Origin of the sequence: Burkholderia sp. Bp8992, assembly GCF_003853705.1 — a bacterium.
Classification (GTDB): Bacteria; Pseudomonadota; Gammaproteobacteria; order Burkholderiales; family Burkholderiaceae; genus Burkholderia.
This window is the reverse complement of record NZ_QTQI01000003.1, coordinates 324,444-340,258: the sequence shown is the minus strand read 5'-3', so window position 1 is coordinate 340,258 and position 15,815 is coordinate 324,444. Positions and strand designations below refer to the sequence as shown.

Sequence of the window (15,815 nt, the reverse complement as noted above, 5' to 3'; positions counted from 1 at the left end):
TGTCCTTTTGTCCGTTCCGGTAATGCCAGTTGGAACGGATGATGCATTCGAGCCGATTTCGGCTTCTCTCACTCATCTGGGGATAGGTTGTTCGCGTTATCCCGATTTCAATTTCGGGGCGTTGACGCACGTCAATTTATCGAGAAATTGCATGAATGCTTTGTTCGCCAGATGTGACGAATCTCAATAAATAGGGCCACACCACTGGCTTGATCGATTCCGACAACAACACGGCGAAAACAGACATTGACAAATCGGCGGGCGAAGGTCGCCCCTATGATGCGGCGCAGAAAACTAGAAATGTAAGAAATTGTTAAGAGGCCGCAATGATGCAAACAGTGTCGAATCATCCATCGACGGGGATAAGCGTGAATCGTGGTAGAAGCACCCGCGACGGGTATCAACGAGCAAGCGTGATCATACTGTTGCTCGAGGGTTTTTCCATCATGCAGATGGGCAAGCTGGCTGCCGTTTTCGAACTCGCCAATCAGCTCGGACGCGCCGACGGCACATTCGTCGACCGCTACGAATTGCGGCTGTATTCCGTGCATGGGGGCGCGGTCCGTTCGTCGTCGGGCGTCGGCATCTGGACGGAGGCGGCCCGCACGCTCGAAGCCAGCACCGTGCACGCGATGTTCGTGTTGAGCGGTCAGGATGGGATCGACGCGCTCGACGAGCAGCTGATCGCATGGCTCAGGCATGCGCACCAGCGTGCGCGCGTCGTTCGCGGCAGCCATGGCGGTCGCAAATTGCTGACGCAGATTCATCTCGCGCAGAAGGAAGTCGAGAACGCCGCGCCGGCCGCGGACGGCGGCAGCGCGTCGTCCGTCGGACGCGATGACGGCGAGCCCGCCGGCGACGAGGACGACGGGCCGTTCTCCGATGCGTTGTCGATCGTCCGAGTGGACATGGGCTACGAAATCGCGCAGGAAATCGTGATGTGCATGGTGTCTGGCGCTAACCGCAAGTTGACCGACGTGCTGTTCGGCGCACGGGTAGCGCGCGCCAGCACGTTGATCCGGATGGCTGCGCATCATCTGCGCGTCAACAGCGAGAACCGGATTTCCATCGCCGACGCGGCGCAGGCCGCCGCGATGAGCGAGCGCAATTTCCTGCGGCGTTTCAAGAACGAGATCGGCGTCACGCCGACCGAGTTCGTGTTGAGAGTCCGACTCGAGAAGGCGTGCCGCATGCTGATCGAAACCGATCTTCCGGCGGACAAGGTCGCGCGACGCACCGGCCTCGGCAGCGGCGACCGGATGGCGAAACTGTTTCGTCAGCATTTGCAGACGTCGCCGACCGAATATCGGGCGACCGCACGACAAGGCGGCGACGCTTCGACGGACATGCTGTATGCATCGGACCTCGGCGACTGGATGAGCGGCGCACCATCCTAGACCATGCGATCGCAATTCGCCGTGCGCGACCAATCGGCGAAATTACATTGTGCGCTGGCGAATTCAAATCGATATCCGGAAGCTGAAGTTTCGTCAGAGTGACAGTGTCGTTATTCGTTTGTGAAAAATACCGGATATAAGTCAGTCTACCTGCAACGAAGGCGGATTCGGCCACAATCGTGGCACGGTCAGACACGGGCCGTTAAAAATATAGTTTACCTAATTAAATTGTTGACTGGCCTTTCGAGGAGTCAGCACCCCGGCACTCCTCGGAATTTTGCCTGCCGTGTCGCCGTGAGCGCACCGTGCAGGCCTTTTTATTCATTGGGCAAGCATCCGGTCGATGCGATCCGACCGGTGCTCGCTTGCAGGATGCGGCGGCGCCAGGCGATGCAGGCGCTGCCCGATGCGTCGGTAATTGCGGGCGTACGGAATTTCCAATCGACTTGAATTTAAGCGTCGTCCGCGTGATTGAAATTCGAGCATGAATCGTTGCTCGTGAACGTTATTCGTGCATGGAACATGCATCGCTTGTTTCGCGAAACGGGTCGAATAATTTTCTCGCGGAATCGGCCTTGATTTGTTCCGCCATCAACAAGGCGGATTCGGACGCAAGCGATAAAAGCGCGAGTCGCGACGAATATGATGCACTGCGGAAACGTCGAGGCAACGGTTCTGCAACGAGCGCGCCGCGTGACATACGCATCGCATCCGGCTGGAGCGTGATGCGCGTGTCACGCAGCTCGCGGCCGCGGTGAGATCGAGTGAATGCCCCGACGACATGCGTGGCAGGCGTGAAGTACCGCCGCACCGCGGACGGGTGTTGGATGATGAATTAGGAGTTCATATCAATGAATTCGTTGATCAATCGAGCGACCGATATCGGGCTGATCGTGCTGGGCGCGTTCATTCCCGCGTTGATCGGTGCCACCGGCGGTGCGCGCGGGACCTTGTTCGACGGTGCGCTCGTCGCCTTTGCAGCCGCGCTGGCGTTGTCGGCATTTCCCGCCTGCGGGATCTACGAGGCGGCGCGCCCGCGCTCGGCGCTGCATGTGCTCGGCCGAACGGTGCTCGCATGGATCGTCGTGCAGGGAACGAGCACCGCGCTGCTGTACGTGCTGCATCGTGCGCATGTGCTGTCGAGCGAGTGGTTCGTGTACTGGACGCTCGCCAGCGGGATCGGGTTGATTGCATTCCGCGCGCTGACACTCGCGATTTTCGGAATGATCGAGCGTGCGGGCGACAAGGTGCGTGCGGCGGCTATCGCCCACGCGGACCTGCGCGGCCAGCTCGAGATTGGCCACCGGACGGTCGGGCGCATCAAGCGAATGGTCAAGCGCAGCTTCGACCTGGTGGGTGCATCGCTGTTGCTCGTCATGCTGGCGCCGGTATTGCTGGGCATCGCGTGGACCGTGCGACGCGACGGCGGTCCGGCGATCTTCGGGCACGAGCGCGTCGGCCGCAACGGCCGGCGGTTCAAGTGCCTGAAATTCCGCTCGATGGTGACGAATGCCGACGCGGTGCTCAAGGCGCTGCTGGCGCGCGATGCCGACGCCCGTGCGGAATGGGATCGCGAATTCAAGCTGAGGAACGATGTCCGGATCACGCCGATCGGCCGCTTGCTTCGCAAGACGAGTCTCGACGAGCTGCCGCAGTTGCTGAACGTGCTGAAGGGCGACATGAGCCTGGTCGGGCCGCGCCCGATCGTCGAAGCCGAGCTCGAACGCTACGGCGACGACGTGCGCTACTACCTGATGGCCAAACCGGGCATGACCGGCCTCTGGCAGGTCAGTGGCCGCAACGATACCGACTACTCGACGCGCGTGTCGCTCGACGTGTCCTACGTGCGCGAATGGTCGCTGCGCCGCGACATCGGCATCCTGTTCCGGACGATCAACGTGGTGGTGCGCGGTTCAGGTGCGTATTAGCCGCCGCCGCGCGCACCTTCGTCGCAAAGGTTGGGCGGCGTCGGCGCGTGACGACAGCAGGCATGGCAGGGTTTGGCAACAGGCAGTGGCAGCAAGCATGTCCGGTCTCGACAGGGGTGCTGTACTCGCGGTCGACACGACGCGGGGCGACCGGAGCAATTTCAAATTAAAAAAGTGCGAGGTTGTAATGCAGAGGTTGCGTCAAATGGAGGCGGCGCGCGTGCGCGCGCCGCGCCGACCATCGTGTGTCGGGCCGCTCGTGATGATCCTGCCGTTGTGTGCGTTGCTGGGTGCGTGCGGCATCGCGCCGGGCATGCGCATGCAGCAGCCGGCGTCGATTCCGTTGCAGACCGGCGCCACACCGGCAGACAGCGCCGCGTTGCCGGTTCCGGTCACGAACATCGACCTGTCGCTGATCCGGCGCATGCGCGATAGCGAACGCAGTACGCGCGGCGAGCCCCGCGATATCGTTGCGTCGCCGGACGCGTACACCATCGGGCGCGGCGACGTGCTGCAGATCACCGTATGGGACCACCCCGAACTCGCGGCGGCGCTCGGCGCGCCGGCGCAGGCCGCGCCGCGCGCGGCGGATGCGCCGCCGGGTTTCGTCGTCGACCAGGACGGCACGCTGCAGTTTCCTTTCGCGGGTCGCTTGACGGTGGCGGGACTGACGGCCGAGCAAGTGCAGACGCAGCTCACACGCCGTCTCGACAAGACGTTCCGGAATCCGCAGATCACGGTGCGTATCGCGTCGTTCCGAGCGAAGCAGGTGTACCTCGAGGGCGAGGTGCATACGCCGGGCTCGCAGTCCGTGAACGACATCCCGATGACGCTGTACGACGCGATCGGGCGGGCCGGCGGCTTCTCGGCGGCGGCCGACCAGAGCCGCATCGTGCTGGTGCGCGACGGCGTCGAGCGCCGGATCGACCTGACCGAGATGGCCGAGCAGGGGCGCAATCCGTCGAAGATCGTGCTGCGCAACGGCGATCTCGTGCGCGTGCTGCCGCGCGACGAGAGCGGCGTGTTCGTGATGGGCGAAGTCAACAAGCCTGTGACGGCGCTGCCGATGCGTAACGGCCGGTTGACGCTGAGCGAGGCGATCGCGCAGGCCGGCAGCCTGAACGCGAACACGGCCGACGCCGCGCAACTATACGTGGTGCGCGGGATGCAGGACGAGCAGCCGCAGGTCTATCACCTCGACGCGCGCTCGCCGGTCGCGATGGTGCTGGCGAATCAGTTCCAGCTGAAGCCGAAGGACGTCGTGTACGTCGACGGCAACGGGCTCGTCCGCTTCAGCCGCGTGCTGAGCCTGTTGCTACCGGCCATCAACGCCGGCCTGACCGCGGCGATTGCAACCAAATGATGGAATCCATCCTGATCGTCTGCGAGGGCAACATCTGCCGCAGCCCGATGGCCGAAGCGATGCTGCGTCAGGCCATGCCCGGGCGGCGCGTCGCATCCGCCGGCCTGAACGCGCTGGTCGGCTTGCCGGCCGCGCCATACACGCAAGACGTGATGCAGATGCGTGGCTTCGACGTTTCGACGCATCGCGCGCAGCAGATCAGCCGCTCGCTGTGTACCGACGCCGAGCTGATCCTTGTGATGGACCGTCGACAGCGCACGTCGCTCGAGAACCAGTTCCCCTTCGTGCGGGGACGCGTGTTCCGTCTCGGCGAGTACACGGATTTCGACGTGCACGACCCTTACCGCCAGCCCAGATTCGTGTTCGAACGCTGCGCGCGACTGATCGAACTCGGCGTGTCCGAGTGGTCGAAGCGCCTGCGTATCGTCTGAAGCGGCCGTTGGTCGATGCCCCACTGAAACCCATACGCCTCATACCGTTGCCATGACCCAACCCTCCGCCCCGCCGCAGCAACCCGCCGAAGACGGCAGCGAGACCGACTTCATCGCGGTGCTCGACATCCTGCTGGAAAGCCGCTGGCTGATCGCGATCATCACGTGCGCGATACTGGTCGCCGGCCTCGCGTACGCGATTCTCGGCAAGCCCGTGTTCGAAGCCAACATCATGGTTCAAGTCGAGGACAGCCCCGACACGTCGGCCGCCAAGTCATTGCTGGGCGACATATCGTCGCTGTTCGACGTCAAGTCGTCGGCCGCCGCCGAGCAGCAGATCCTCGCGTCGCGACTGGTCGTCGAACGCGCGGTCGACAAGCTCAACTTGTTCATCGACGCGGAGCCGAAGCGCTTTCCGTTGATCGGCGACTGGATCGCGCGCCACAGCGACGGCCTGTCCGATCCCGGCCTGGCCGGCTTCGGCGGCTACGCATGGGGTCGCGAGCGCATCGATGTGCCGCGGTTCGACGTGCCGCGCAAGAATGAAGGCGACGCGTTCACGCTGACGAGCCTCGGCGGCAAGCGCTATCGGCTCGAAGGCGATGATCTCGATGCCGCGGTCGAGGGCACGGTCGGCACGCTCGAGCATTTCCGCTCGTCGCAGGGTCTGATCACGCTGCTGGTCGCGTCGCTCGCCGCGAAGCCCGGCGCGGCGTTCGTGCTGGTCCGCAACTCGCGGCTGAAGACGATCGAGGATATCCGCGACCGCCTCAACGTGCAGGAGCGCGTGAAGCAGTCGGACGTCGTCGTCGCCAGCCTGCAGGACACCGATCCGAAGTGGGTCAGCGACACGATGAACGAGATCGGCCGTCAGTACGTGCGGCAGAACATCGAGCGGAAATCGGCGGAAGCCGCACAGTCGCTCGAGTTTCTCTCCGCGCAGTTGCCGCAGCTCAAGCAGCAACTGACCGATTCCGAGGCGCGCCTGACGAAACTGCGCAACGAGCACGGCACTGTCGATCTCACCGAGGAAGCGAAGCTCGCGCTCGCGCAGACCGCCGACGCGAAGACGCGCCTGCTCGAACTGCAGCAGAAGCGGCAGGAGCTGATGTCACGCTTCACCGAACGGCACCCGAGCGTCGCCGTGATCGACGAGCAGATCGCCGCGCTGAGCGGTTATCGGAATACCGCCGAGCTGCAGATCCGGCGCTTGCCGGACCTGCAGCAGGAAGCTGTGCGGTTGATGCTCGACGTGAAGGTCAACACCGACCTCTACACGGCATTGCTGAACAACATGCAGCAGCTGCAGCTCGTGCAGGCCGGCAAGACCGGCAACGTGCGTCTCGTCGACACGGCGGCGGTGCCGGAAGTGGCGGTGCGGCCAAAGAAGGTGCTCGTCGCGCTGGCGTCGCTGATGCTCGGGCTGCTCGCCGGCTGCGGCACCGCGATCGTCCGCTCGATGCTGTTCCATGGCATTTCCGATCACAACGAGATCGAGCGCCGTCTCGGCCTCGCGGTGTACGCGACGGTGCCGATCAGCGACCATCAGCGCGACCTTGCCGAGGAGGCCGCGCGCAAGAGCGGCCACAGGTCGATCCTGTCGATCGACTTCCCGAACGAGCCGGCCGTCGAGTGCCTGCGCAGCCTGCGCACTGCGCTGCAGTTCGCGATGCTCGAAGCCAAGAACAACATCGTGCTGATCGCCGGTCCGGCACCGGGCGTCGGCAAGACCTTCCTGTCGTCGAACCTCGCGGTCGTGATGGCGAGTGCCGGCAAGCGCGTGCTGCTGATCGACGGCGACATTCGCAAGGGCCGGCTGCACGACTATCTCGGCTTCCCGCGCGGCCGCGGCTTCACGGAGTTGATCGCCGGCAGCGCGCGCGTGGAGGACGTGATTCACCGCGAGGTGGTCGACGGTCTCGACTTCATTTCGACCGGGACGATGCCGAAGAATCCGGCGGAACTGCTGCTGAACCGCAATCTCGCGACGCTGGTCGACGATCTGTCGTCACGCTACGACATCGTCGTGATCGACTCGGCGCCGATGCTCGCCGTGCCCGATACCGGCATTCTCGGCGCGGTCGCGGGCACCGCGCTGCTCGTCACGATGGCGGGCAAGACGAAGCTCGGCGAGATCAGCGAATCCGTGAAGCGCTTCGCGCAGAACGGCGTCCGCCTGAACGGCGTGATCTTCAACGGCGTCAATCCGCGGCTCGGGCAGTACGGGTACGGGTCGAAGTACGGCGGCTATCGCTATGTCGCCTACGAATACGGAGCACAAGATGCGTGACGCGCGCAGCGCCGGCGGCGGCCCGGCCCGCTCGTCCGGTCGAGTGCAGTGCACGGAGGCGAGATGATCAATCCGCGGGATTCGATCGTGTCGCTCGCCGGCGTCGTGGTCGGCCAGATCGCGCTGTTCGTCTGCATCTTCGTGATCGGACGGCGCTTCGGGCCGGAGTCGCTCGGCCACTTCAACTACCTGCTCGCGCTCGCGACCTTCGTCGGCACGCTGCTCGCATTTCGCTACGAGCTCGCGTGCGTCGACGACGTGCCGTGCGAGTCGTTCAACGCGTGCGTCAACGTGACGGCGCTGAGCTTGGTCGTCGTCTCAGTGTTCGGCATCCTGATCATCGTCGCCGGCCGTGCGGACCTGTATCTCGTCGCGGTCTACGCACTGGCCACGTTCGTGCAGCTGGCTGCCGGTTCCTACCTGAACAGCCTCAGGCGCTACGGGTGGATCGCGTTGTCGCGCGTCGTCGTCAACGGGTCGTTCCTCATCGGCCTCGTGCTGTCGCTCGCATGCCCCGCGTGCGGGAACGTCGACGTGTTCGCGCTGTACGCGTGGGTGACGGCGGCGATCTCGGTTGTGATGGCCGCGGCGATCCTGTTCTCCGGCTATCGGGCCGGCTACTCGTTCCGGCTATCTCGCGGGTTTTTTGTCAGGAACCGCCGTTTCGCGCTGTATATCCTGCCGTCGACGCTGTGCGCGTCGGTGCTGACCTACGCGTTGTCGATTGCGATTCCGCACTGGTTCGATGCGCAGAGCGCCGGCTACTTCGCGGCGGCGTACCGGCTCGGCTTCTTTCCAGTATCGCTGATCGCGCAGAGCGTCGGCGGGGTGTTTCGCCGCGACGCGATCGGTGCGATGGCGCGTCCGGATGCGGACACGACGGTGCCGCGTGTGTACCGGACCTACGCCCGTGCGCTCACGGCACTCGCGGCGGTGTACATGGCCGGCGGGCTGCTGCTGTTCGCGCCGCTCGTCAACCTGTTCTTCGGCGAGAGCTGGCACGGTTCGGTCGGGTTCTATCACAGCCTGATGCCGCTGTTCGCACTGCAACTGATCTACGTGCCGCTGTCGCAGATCTTCCTCGCGACCCGTGCGCAGCGCATCGACTTCCTGTTTCAGCTGACCTGTGGCGTGTGTCTTGCCGGTGCGCTGAGCATCGCGCGGCTGATGAACCTGTCGGCGCCGACCAGCGTGCAGATTTTTTCGCTGACCGGCGCGGCGCTGATGGCGGCCGGCATCGCGCTGACGTACCGGGTCCTCGGCACGACCCTTTCCCGGTCCCGGGCGCTGGCCTGAGCGCGCCGATACGACGGACGAACCCACCATGATCCTGATAGTCATCGATTCCCTCGAGCGTTACTACTTCGCGACCCGCCTGGTGAACGCGGTCCGGAACGAATACGAGTTCGCGTTCCTGACGAGCGAACCCGTCGCGCATCTCGGCCTGCTGCTGGGCGGCTTCCGGTCGGTGTACCTGAACCGGTTGATGCCGATCGACGTTCCCGATGGCCGGCCGGCTGACCGCACGCCATATCAGCTGTCGATCGAGGTGCTGAACGGGCAGATGACCGACGCGCGCGCGAAGCGCGAATCGGCGGCGATCTTCCATATCGCGTCGGAAGTCCTGCGCGGCCTGCGGGTCGAGCAGTGCGTGATGTGGAACGGGCAGCAACTGGTGTGCCGCGCAGTGCGGCAGGCCTGTACGGTTCTCGGCGTGGCGACCCGATTCATCGAGATCTCGAACCTGCCGGGCAAGCTGTTCGTCGATTCGCTGGGCGTCAATGCGCTGTCGACGATCAGCCGCCACCCCGAGGTCATCGATCGCCTGCCGCTGCCCGACGAGGACACGCACGCGCGCTGGCTGTCGGCCTATGAGCGCTACAAGCAGATGCCGCTGCCGCAGGCCACGACGTCGTTCGCGCGCAAGGCTATGTCCGCGACCAACTACCTGCTGAAGGCGATCAGCGGCGGCGTCGGCCGCCGGCGCCTGGCGAGCGTGCGGGCGCGCAACGGGATGCCGGCGCCGCGACAGGCCACCTGCATGTCGGCCGATACGCTCTCGACCTGCCGTTATGTGTTCCTGCCGCTGCAGGTGTCGGGCGACACGCAGATCAAGCTGCATTCGGACGTCGGCAATCTCGATGCGATCCGCCATGCGTTCGAGTTCGCGGCGAACGAGAGCGCCGACCTGTTCGTGAAGCTGCATCCGGCCGAGACCGATGCGGCCGCGATCGACGCGATCGTGCGCCTGCAGGAGACCTATCACTTCGAGATCGTCACGTCGCCGACCACGGACTTGCTCCGGCACGCGTACGCGGTCGTCACGATCAATTCGACGGTCGGGCTCGAGGCGATGCTGTACGGCAAGCGTGTGGTATCGCTGGGCCGCTGCTTTTACAAGGAATTCGACCGCGAGCGGCTGCTGAAATACATCCATTCGTTCCTGGTCGACGGCATCGACTATTTCGGCGCCGCGCGCATTCCCGCCGACGCGGCCCGGCGCGTGTTCGCGAGGCGGCACTGATATGGCCGTCTCGTTGCGACAGACCGCCGAGGCGATCGCTGAAGACTGCCGCCGCAATGCGTTCGTGAAGACGCGCAGCGTGGTGGTTTTCTACCGCGTCGTGCATTACCTCGCATGCCGGAGCCGGCTCACGCTGCTGGCCGGCGCGCCGCTCATCCTGCTCTACATCGTGCTGTGCGACTGGCTGATGGGCATCGAGATTCCGGTGAAGACGAAGATCGGCAAGGGGCTCGCGATTTATCACGGCACGGGCCTCGTGATCAACGGCTACGCGGTGATCGGCGAGTACTGCACGCTGCGGCACGGCGTGACCATCGGCAACACGATCCAGAAGGACGGCACGATCGGCGGCGTGCCGACGATCGGCGACCACGTCGAGTTCGGCGTGCACAGCGTCGTGCTCGGCGCGGTGCGCGTCGGCGATTGCGCGCGGATCGGCGCCGGCGCGGTGGTGCTGCGCGATGTGCCCGACGGCCACGTGGCCGTCGGCGTCCCGGCGCGCATTCTCGACAACGGACTGGAGTCGAATTGAAAGTATTCATTCTGCATCCCGGCAAAGCGAACTATCCCGAGATCGCCGCCTACGGGAGTCGGCTGAGAACGCACGGGTTCGAGGTGTTCGACGGCGATCTCGATGCGTACGCGCGATTTCCGGACCGGGACCTCTGCATCCTGTGGTGCATCATGGGTTTCTATCGCACGCTGCCGCCCGCGCGGTTCGTGATTCACGACTATCGGTCGCTGTCGGTCGGCCGGCTCGCGGCTGCCAAGGACAGCGTGAAGCGGTTGCTGAACGTGCGGCCCGACTTGCGGATCTTCCAGAACGAGCAGATGCGCGACGCGATGGCGTTTCGCGACGGCGTGCGTTCGTTGCTGTTGCCGATGGGCGTGCCGGACTGGATCTTCGATCCGGCCGACGCGGATACCGATGTCGAGGTCGCGACCGGAGGCAAGGCCGGTGCCGAGCCGACCCCGTCGGGACGGTTCTGTTATATCGGCGAAATGAGCCGCGAACGTGGCTTTCACAAGGTGCTGGCCGCCTATCGCGACGCGCGGCGCGACGCGTCCGACACGCTCGTGCTGGTCGGCAACCCGGAGCCGGAAATCCGTGCGGCGTTCGCCGACACGCCGGGCCTCCGCTTCGTCGGCCGCGTGCCGCAGCCCGACGCGCTGCGGATCGTTCGCGACAGCGAATACGCGATTTGCTTCTTCCCGTATCACCGGCCGCATTGCTTCCAGACGCCGACGAAGCTGCTCGAGTACGCGTCGCTTGGCAAGAAGATCGTGTGCAACGACGCGCCGTCGAACGTGCGCACCGCGCACGAGCTCGGCATCCAGTGCCACGTCACCGGCGCGACGATCTTCGACGAACTGTTTCCGCTGTCGCGGATCCGTGCGACCCGTCCCGACCCGGCGGCGATGAAGTCGCTCGAATGGGGGCGCGTGATCGAGCGCTCGGGTGTGCTGGCGTATATCGATGTGGCCGCGGGCCGAGGGCCGGGTGCCTGACGACGTCATTCGCCGTCGCTGCGCGACGGCTCATCCCTCATGGAACGGATCGCGATGAAGATCGTCCACATAGTCGAATCCAGCGCCACCGGCACATTGTCGATGGTGTGCCTGATCGCGAATCGCCTGGCTCGCGAAGGCCATGACGTGCATGTCATCTACTCGGTTCGGCCGGATACGCCGCCCGGTCTGACCGCGATGTTCGACAAGCGCGTATCGCTGCACCATGTGCAGATGAAAGGCGCTGGCCTGTTGCGGACCATTGGCCGGCTGCGCGCGACGCTCAACGAGATCGGCCCGGACGTCGTGCACCTGCATTCGTCGTTCGCCGGCTTTCTCGGAAGGCTGTCGACGCTGTTCGCGTTGCCGAGAGCGGCGTTCTTCTACAGCCCGCACTGCATCTCGTTCATGCGCCGCGATATCTCGGGCGTGAAGCGTCTCGCGTTCGTCGGCCTCGAATGGATCGCGTGCGTCCGGAAATGCCTGTATGTCGCATGCTCCGAAAGCGAAGGCCGCGCGATCCGCGTATGGCTGCGTCAGCCGGTGGTGGTGATCGAGAATGCGGTGAGCACGACGCGCTCGTCCGCGCCGTCGGACACCGCCGGGCGTCAGGCGGACAGGCGTGCGTGCGTGGTGACCGTCGGCGGCATCCGCGCGCAAAAGAATCCGGCGCTGTTCGCGCGGATCGCCCACGGCCTGCGCGCGGGCGGCACGCGCTTCGTCTGGATCGGCGACGGCGACGACGCCGACAAGGCACGGCTGGCCGAGGCGGGCGTCGAGGTGACCGGATGGTTGCCGCACGACGAGGTCGCGCGGCGGCTCGAACGCGCGGACGTGTACCTGTCGACGTCGTCGTGGGAGGGCATGCCGGTGTCGGTCATCGAGGCGATGCTGGCCGGCCGGCCTGTCGTCGTGTCCGACTGCGCCGGCAACGTGGACGTCGTGCGCCATCTGCAGACCGGCGTGATCTACGCGACGGCGGCCGACGCGGTCGCGTGGCTGGAGCGCCTCGCCGGCGACGATACGCTGCGCCGGGAACTGGCCTGGCAGGCGAGCCGCGAGGCGCGACAACGCTTCGGCGAGGAGCGCCTGTTCGGCGAGCTCGCGCCGCTCTATGCTGCACGGGTGGCCCGCTGACGGCACCATCCGGCTGCGACCGACCGGCGCGACCGCGCGGCATCCGCCGCGGCGCAACGCGCACAACGCCGCCCCAATTTCACGGAGAACCGTATGAATGTAACCATTACCCCGGACGTCACCGTCGGCAACGACCTGCCGTTCGTCCTCTTCGGCGGACTCAACGTGCTCGAGAGTCTCGACTTCACGCTCGATGTCTGCAGTGCGTTTGTCGAGGTCACGCGCCGTCTCGACATTCCGCTGGTGTTCAAGGCGTCCTTCGACAAGGCCAACCGTTCGTCGATCCGCTCGTATCGCGGCGTCGGATTCGACGAGGGGCTCCGCATTTTCGACGAAGTCAAACGCCGGTTCGGCGTGCCGGTCATCACCGACGTGCATGAAGTGTGGCAGGCCGAGCCGGCCTCGCAGGTCGTCGACGTGCTGCAGGTGCCGGCATTCCTCGCGCGCCAGACCGACCTCGTGGTCGCGATCGCGCAGACCGGCAACGCGGTCAATATCAAGAAGCCGCAGTTCATGAGCCCGACACAGATCGAGCACGTGGTGTCGAAGTGCCGCGAAGCCGGCAACGACCGCGTGATCCTGTGCGAGCGCGGTTCTTCGTTCGGGTATGACAACCTGGTCGTCGACATGCTGGGCTTCCGCCAGATGCGCGACGCGACGGGCGACTGCCCGGTGATCTTCGACGTGACGCACAGCCTGCAGATGCGCGATCCGCACGGCGCCGCATCGGGCGGCCGGCGGCGGCAGGTGCTCGATCTCGCGCGCGCCGGGATGGCGGTCGGGCTGGGCGGGCTGTTCCTCGAAGCGCATCCTGATCCCGACCGCGCACGCTGCGACGGCCCGAGCGCGCTGCCGCTCGCGCTGCTCGACGCGTTCCTGCAGCAGGTAAAGGCGGTGGACGATCTCGTGAAGCGGCTGCCGCCGCTCGATATCCGGTGAGCGGCGCAATGTATCGCGGGTCCGTGCGCCTGGTGCTGTTCGACGTCGACGGCGTGCTGACCGACGGCTTGCTGCACGTGACGGCGGACGGCGAGTTCATGAAAAGTTTTCACGCGCACGATGGCGTCGCCATCGCACTGCTGCGCGCGCACGGGATCCGCACCGGCATCCTGTCGGGCAAGCACAGCGGCGCGCTGGCGTGGCGGGCGTCGCAGCTTGGCGTCGACGTGCTCGTGACCGGCTGCGACGACAAGGCCGCGGGCTACGCGGACATCAAGGCGCGACAACAACTCGACGATCACGAGATCGCGTATGTCGGCGACGACGTGAACGATCTCGCGGTCATCGAACGTGTCGGCGTGTCGTATGCGCCGGCTGATGCGCATCGGCTGGTCCGCGCACGCGTCGATCATGTCGCGCACACGGCCGGCGGTCGCGGCGTCGCACGCGAGGTTGCCGAGCACCTGCTGACCGAAGCCGGGTTGCCGCTCGACGATGCATATCGACCGTTGCTCGAACAATGGAGCAGTCATGACGTCGTTCAGTAACGGGCGGACGGTGCGCGTCGTGATTCCGGCACGATACGGATCGACGCGGCTGCCGGGCAAGCCGCTCGTCGATCTGGACGGCGAACCGATGATCGTTCGCGTGCATGCACGCGTGCGCCGCGCACTGCCCGGTGCCGACATCGTCGTCGCGATCGACGACGCGCGGATCGCGGAGGTGCTCGACGCGCACGGCGTCCGTTTCGCGATGACCGATACCGGTCACGCGTCCGGCACCGATCGCGCGGCGGAGGTCGCGCGTGTGTTCGGCTGGCCCGACACCGATGCAGTTCTCAACGTGCAGGGCGACGAACCGCTCGTGCCGACGGCGCTGTTGCAGGCATTCGCCGGTTTCTGCGCCGCGGCGCCGGACCTCGGCGTCGCGACGGTGGCCTGCCCGATCGGGGAAATCGGGCTGCTCGACGAGCCGGCAATCGTCAAGCTCGTGGTCGACCGCCGTGGTCGCGCGCTGTATTTCTCACGCGCGGCGATCCCGTTCTGCCGCGACGGCCGCCCGGCGAGCTCGGACGATTCGAATGGTACGAATGGTTTGACCAAACGCATGTTCCTGCGTCACATCGGCCTCTACGGTTACGCGAACGCGACCTTGCAGGCGCTGGCGAGTGCGGCGCCGTGCGAGCTCGAACAGCTGGAAAAACTCGAGCAATTGCGCGCGCTCTGGCTTGGCATACCGATCGACGTGATGCGCTGGCCCGATGCACCGCCAGCCGGCATCGATACGCCCGACGACGTCGCCCGTGTCGTCTCCCTTCTCAAACGGCAAACCCATGATGCGACAGAACCATATTGAATCCGCCCGGCAGGTCTTCGAGATTGAGTCGCGGGCGTTGGCCGCCGTGGCCGCGCGACTCGACGCGAATTTTGAGGAAGCGGTCGAGATCGTTCTCGCATCGAGCGGCCGCGTCGTCGTGTGCGGCATGGGCAAGTCCGGCATCGTCGGCAGGAAGATCGCCGCGACGCTGTCGAGCACAGGCACGCCCGCGTTCTTCATGCATCCGGGCGAGGCCTATCACGGCGATCTCGGCATGGTGACGCCGGACGACACGTTTCTCGCGATGTCGAATTCCGGCGAGACGGACGAGGTGATCAAGCTGATTCCGTTCCTGCGCAGCAACGGCAACGACCTGATCGCGCTGACCGGCAATCCTGCGTCGACGCTCGCGAGCGCCGCGCGGGTCCATCTCGACATCGGTGTCGAACGCGAGGCGTGTCCGTTGCAGCTCGCGCCGACTGCGTCGACGACGGCGACGCTCGCGATGGGCGATGCGCTGGCGGTCACGCTGATGCGCGCGCGCGGTTTCCAGCCGGAACACTTCGCGCGCTTCCATCCGGGTGGCTCACTCGGCCGCCGGCTGCTGTCCACGGTCGACGACGAAATGGCGCGCGGGAACCTGCCGTTCGTGACGGAGACCACGTCGACGCTCGACGTGCTGGATGCAATGACGCGCGGACGGCTCGGGCTCGCGATCGTGAGGCGCAACGCCGGCTGGGGCATCGTGACCGACGGCGATGTCCGCCGCGCGATCGAGCGGCACGGCGACAGCGTATTGCGGCGCACGGCGGGCGACATGATGTCGATCGAGCCGTCGACGGTGCGGCCCGGCACGCGCGTCGAGGATGCATTGCTGCTGATGCAGCAGCAGCGGATCGGCGCGTTGCTGGTGGTCGATGGCGGTGACGTCGTCGGCGTGTTCAAGAAGTAAGGGATTGGCGTCTCCCGCAGCGCGCGGG

The 15,815-nt window shown here is 65.5% G+C and carries 15 protein-coding genes; 14 read left to right on the top strand and 1 reads right to left on the bottom strand.

Translation table 11 applies throughout. The features are described from left to right. Window positions 1–326 precede the first annotated feature (326 nt). Entirely contained in the window at window positions 327–1,397 is a 1,071-nt protein-coding gene (locus DIE03_RS06585) for a helix-turn-helix domain-containing protein (protein WP_124448636.1), read from the top strand. A gap of 321 nt (window positions 1,398–1,718) precedes the next feature. Here DIE03_RS06585 and DIE03_RS38160 read toward each other — a convergent pair whose 3' ends face one another. Next, on the bottom strand, window positions 1,719–1,883 hold the full coding sequence (locus DIE03_RS38160; RefSeq protein WP_185658119.1) for a hypothetical protein: 165 nt from the start codon (window positions 1,881–1,883) through the stop codon (window positions 1,719–1,721). Between the two features lie 365 nt (window positions 1,884–2,248). Here DIE03_RS38160 and DIE03_RS06580 point away from each other — a divergent pair, with 365 nt between their 5' ends. From DIE03_RS06580 to DIE03_RS06520, 13 genes are all read left to right on the top strand, one after another. Next, the gene (locus tag DIE03_RS06580) at window positions 2,249–3,325 is read left to right on the top strand and encodes a sugar transferase (protein ID WP_124448634.1); all 1,077 of its coding nucleotides are present in this window, start codon (window positions 2,249–2,251) and stop codon (window positions 3,323–3,325) included. A 187-nt stretch (window positions 3,326–3,512) separates the two neighbouring features. Then, window positions 3,513–4,688: a polysaccharide biosynthesis/export family protein gene (locus DIE03_RS06575; RefSeq protein WP_124448864.1), complete on the top strand. Its 1,176-nt coding sequence runs from the start codon at window positions 3,513–3,515 to the stop codon at window positions 4,686–4,688. After that, on the top strand, window positions 4,685–5,119 hold the full coding sequence (locus DIE03_RS06570; protein WP_124448632.1) for a low molecular weight protein-tyrosine-phosphatase: 435 nt from the start codon (window positions 4,685–4,687) through the stop codon (window positions 5,117–5,119). Before DIE03_RS06575 ends, DIE03_RS06570 begins: the two co-directional genes overlap by 4 nt. A 52-nt stretch (window positions 5,120–5,171) precedes the next feature. Then, the gene (locus tag DIE03_RS06565; RefSeq protein WP_124448630.1) at window positions 5,172–7,409 is read left to right on the top strand and encodes a polysaccharide biosynthesis tyrosine autokinase; all 2,238 of its coding nucleotides are present in this window, start codon (window positions 5,172–5,174) and stop codon (window positions 7,407–7,409) included. A 63-nt stretch (window positions 7,410–7,472) separates the two neighbouring features. Further along, window positions 7,473–8,705, top strand: coding sequence for an oligosaccharide flippase family protein (locus tag DIE03_RS06560; RefSeq protein WP_124448628.1), 1,233 nt, complete (start codon window positions 7,473–7,475; stop codon window positions 8,703–8,705). Between the two features lie 28 nt (window positions 8,706–8,733). Beyond that, window positions 8,734–9,933: a capsular biosynthesis protein gene (locus tag DIE03_RS06555; RefSeq protein ID WP_124448626.1), complete on the top strand. Its 1,200-nt coding sequence runs from the start codon at window positions 8,734–8,736 to the stop codon at window positions 9,931–9,933. Window position 9,934: 1 nt separating this feature from the next. After that, window positions 9,935–10,465 (top strand): serine O-acetyltransferase, encoded by a 531-nt coding sequence (locus tag DIE03_RS06550; RefSeq protein ID WP_124448624.1) that lies wholly within the window; start codon window positions 9,935–9,937, stop codon window positions 10,463–10,465. After that, window positions 10,462–11,442, top strand: a complete 981-nt coding sequence (locus tag DIE03_RS06545; protein ID WP_124448622.1) for a glycosyltransferase — start codon at window positions 10,462–10,464, stop codon at window positions 11,440–11,442. The genes DIE03_RS06550 and DIE03_RS06545 overlap by 4 nt, the downstream gene beginning before the upstream one ends. A 54-nt stretch (window positions 11,443–11,496) precedes the next feature. Beyond that, complete coding sequence (locus tag DIE03_RS06540; RefSeq protein ID WP_124448620.1) at window positions 11,497–12,579, top strand: glycosyltransferase; 1,083 nt, start codon at window positions 11,497–11,499, stop codon at window positions 12,577–12,579. A 93-nt stretch (window positions 12,580–12,672) separates the two neighbouring features. Then, the gene (kdsA, locus tag DIE03_RS06535) at window positions 12,673–13,518 is read left to right on the top strand and encodes a 3-deoxy-8-phosphooctulonate synthase (RefSeq protein WP_124448618.1); all 846 of its coding nucleotides are present in this window, start codon (window positions 12,673–12,675) and stop codon (window positions 13,516–13,518) included. 8 nt (window positions 13,519–13,526) lie between these two features. After that, window positions 13,527–14,066: an HAD family hydrolase gene (locus DIE03_RS06530; RefSeq protein ID WP_185658118.1), complete on the top strand. Its 540-nt coding sequence runs from the start codon at window positions 13,527–13,529 to the stop codon at window positions 14,064–14,066. Further along, a complete protein-coding gene (gene kdsB / locus DIE03_RS06525) occupies window positions 14,050–14,874 on the top strand; it encodes a 3-deoxy-manno-octulosonate cytidylyltransferase (RefSeq protein ID WP_124448614.1) in 825 nt (274 codons plus the stop codon). Before DIE03_RS06530 ends, kdsB begins: the two co-directional genes overlap by 17 nt. Further along, on the top strand, window positions 14,852–15,787 hold the full coding sequence (locus DIE03_RS06520) for an SIS domain-containing protein (RefSeq protein WP_124448612.1): 936 nt from the start codon (window positions 14,852–14,854) through the stop codon (window positions 15,785–15,787). Before kdsB ends, DIE03_RS06520 begins: the two co-directional genes overlap by 23 nt. The last annotated feature ends 28 nt before the right edge of the window (window positions 15,788–15,815 follow it).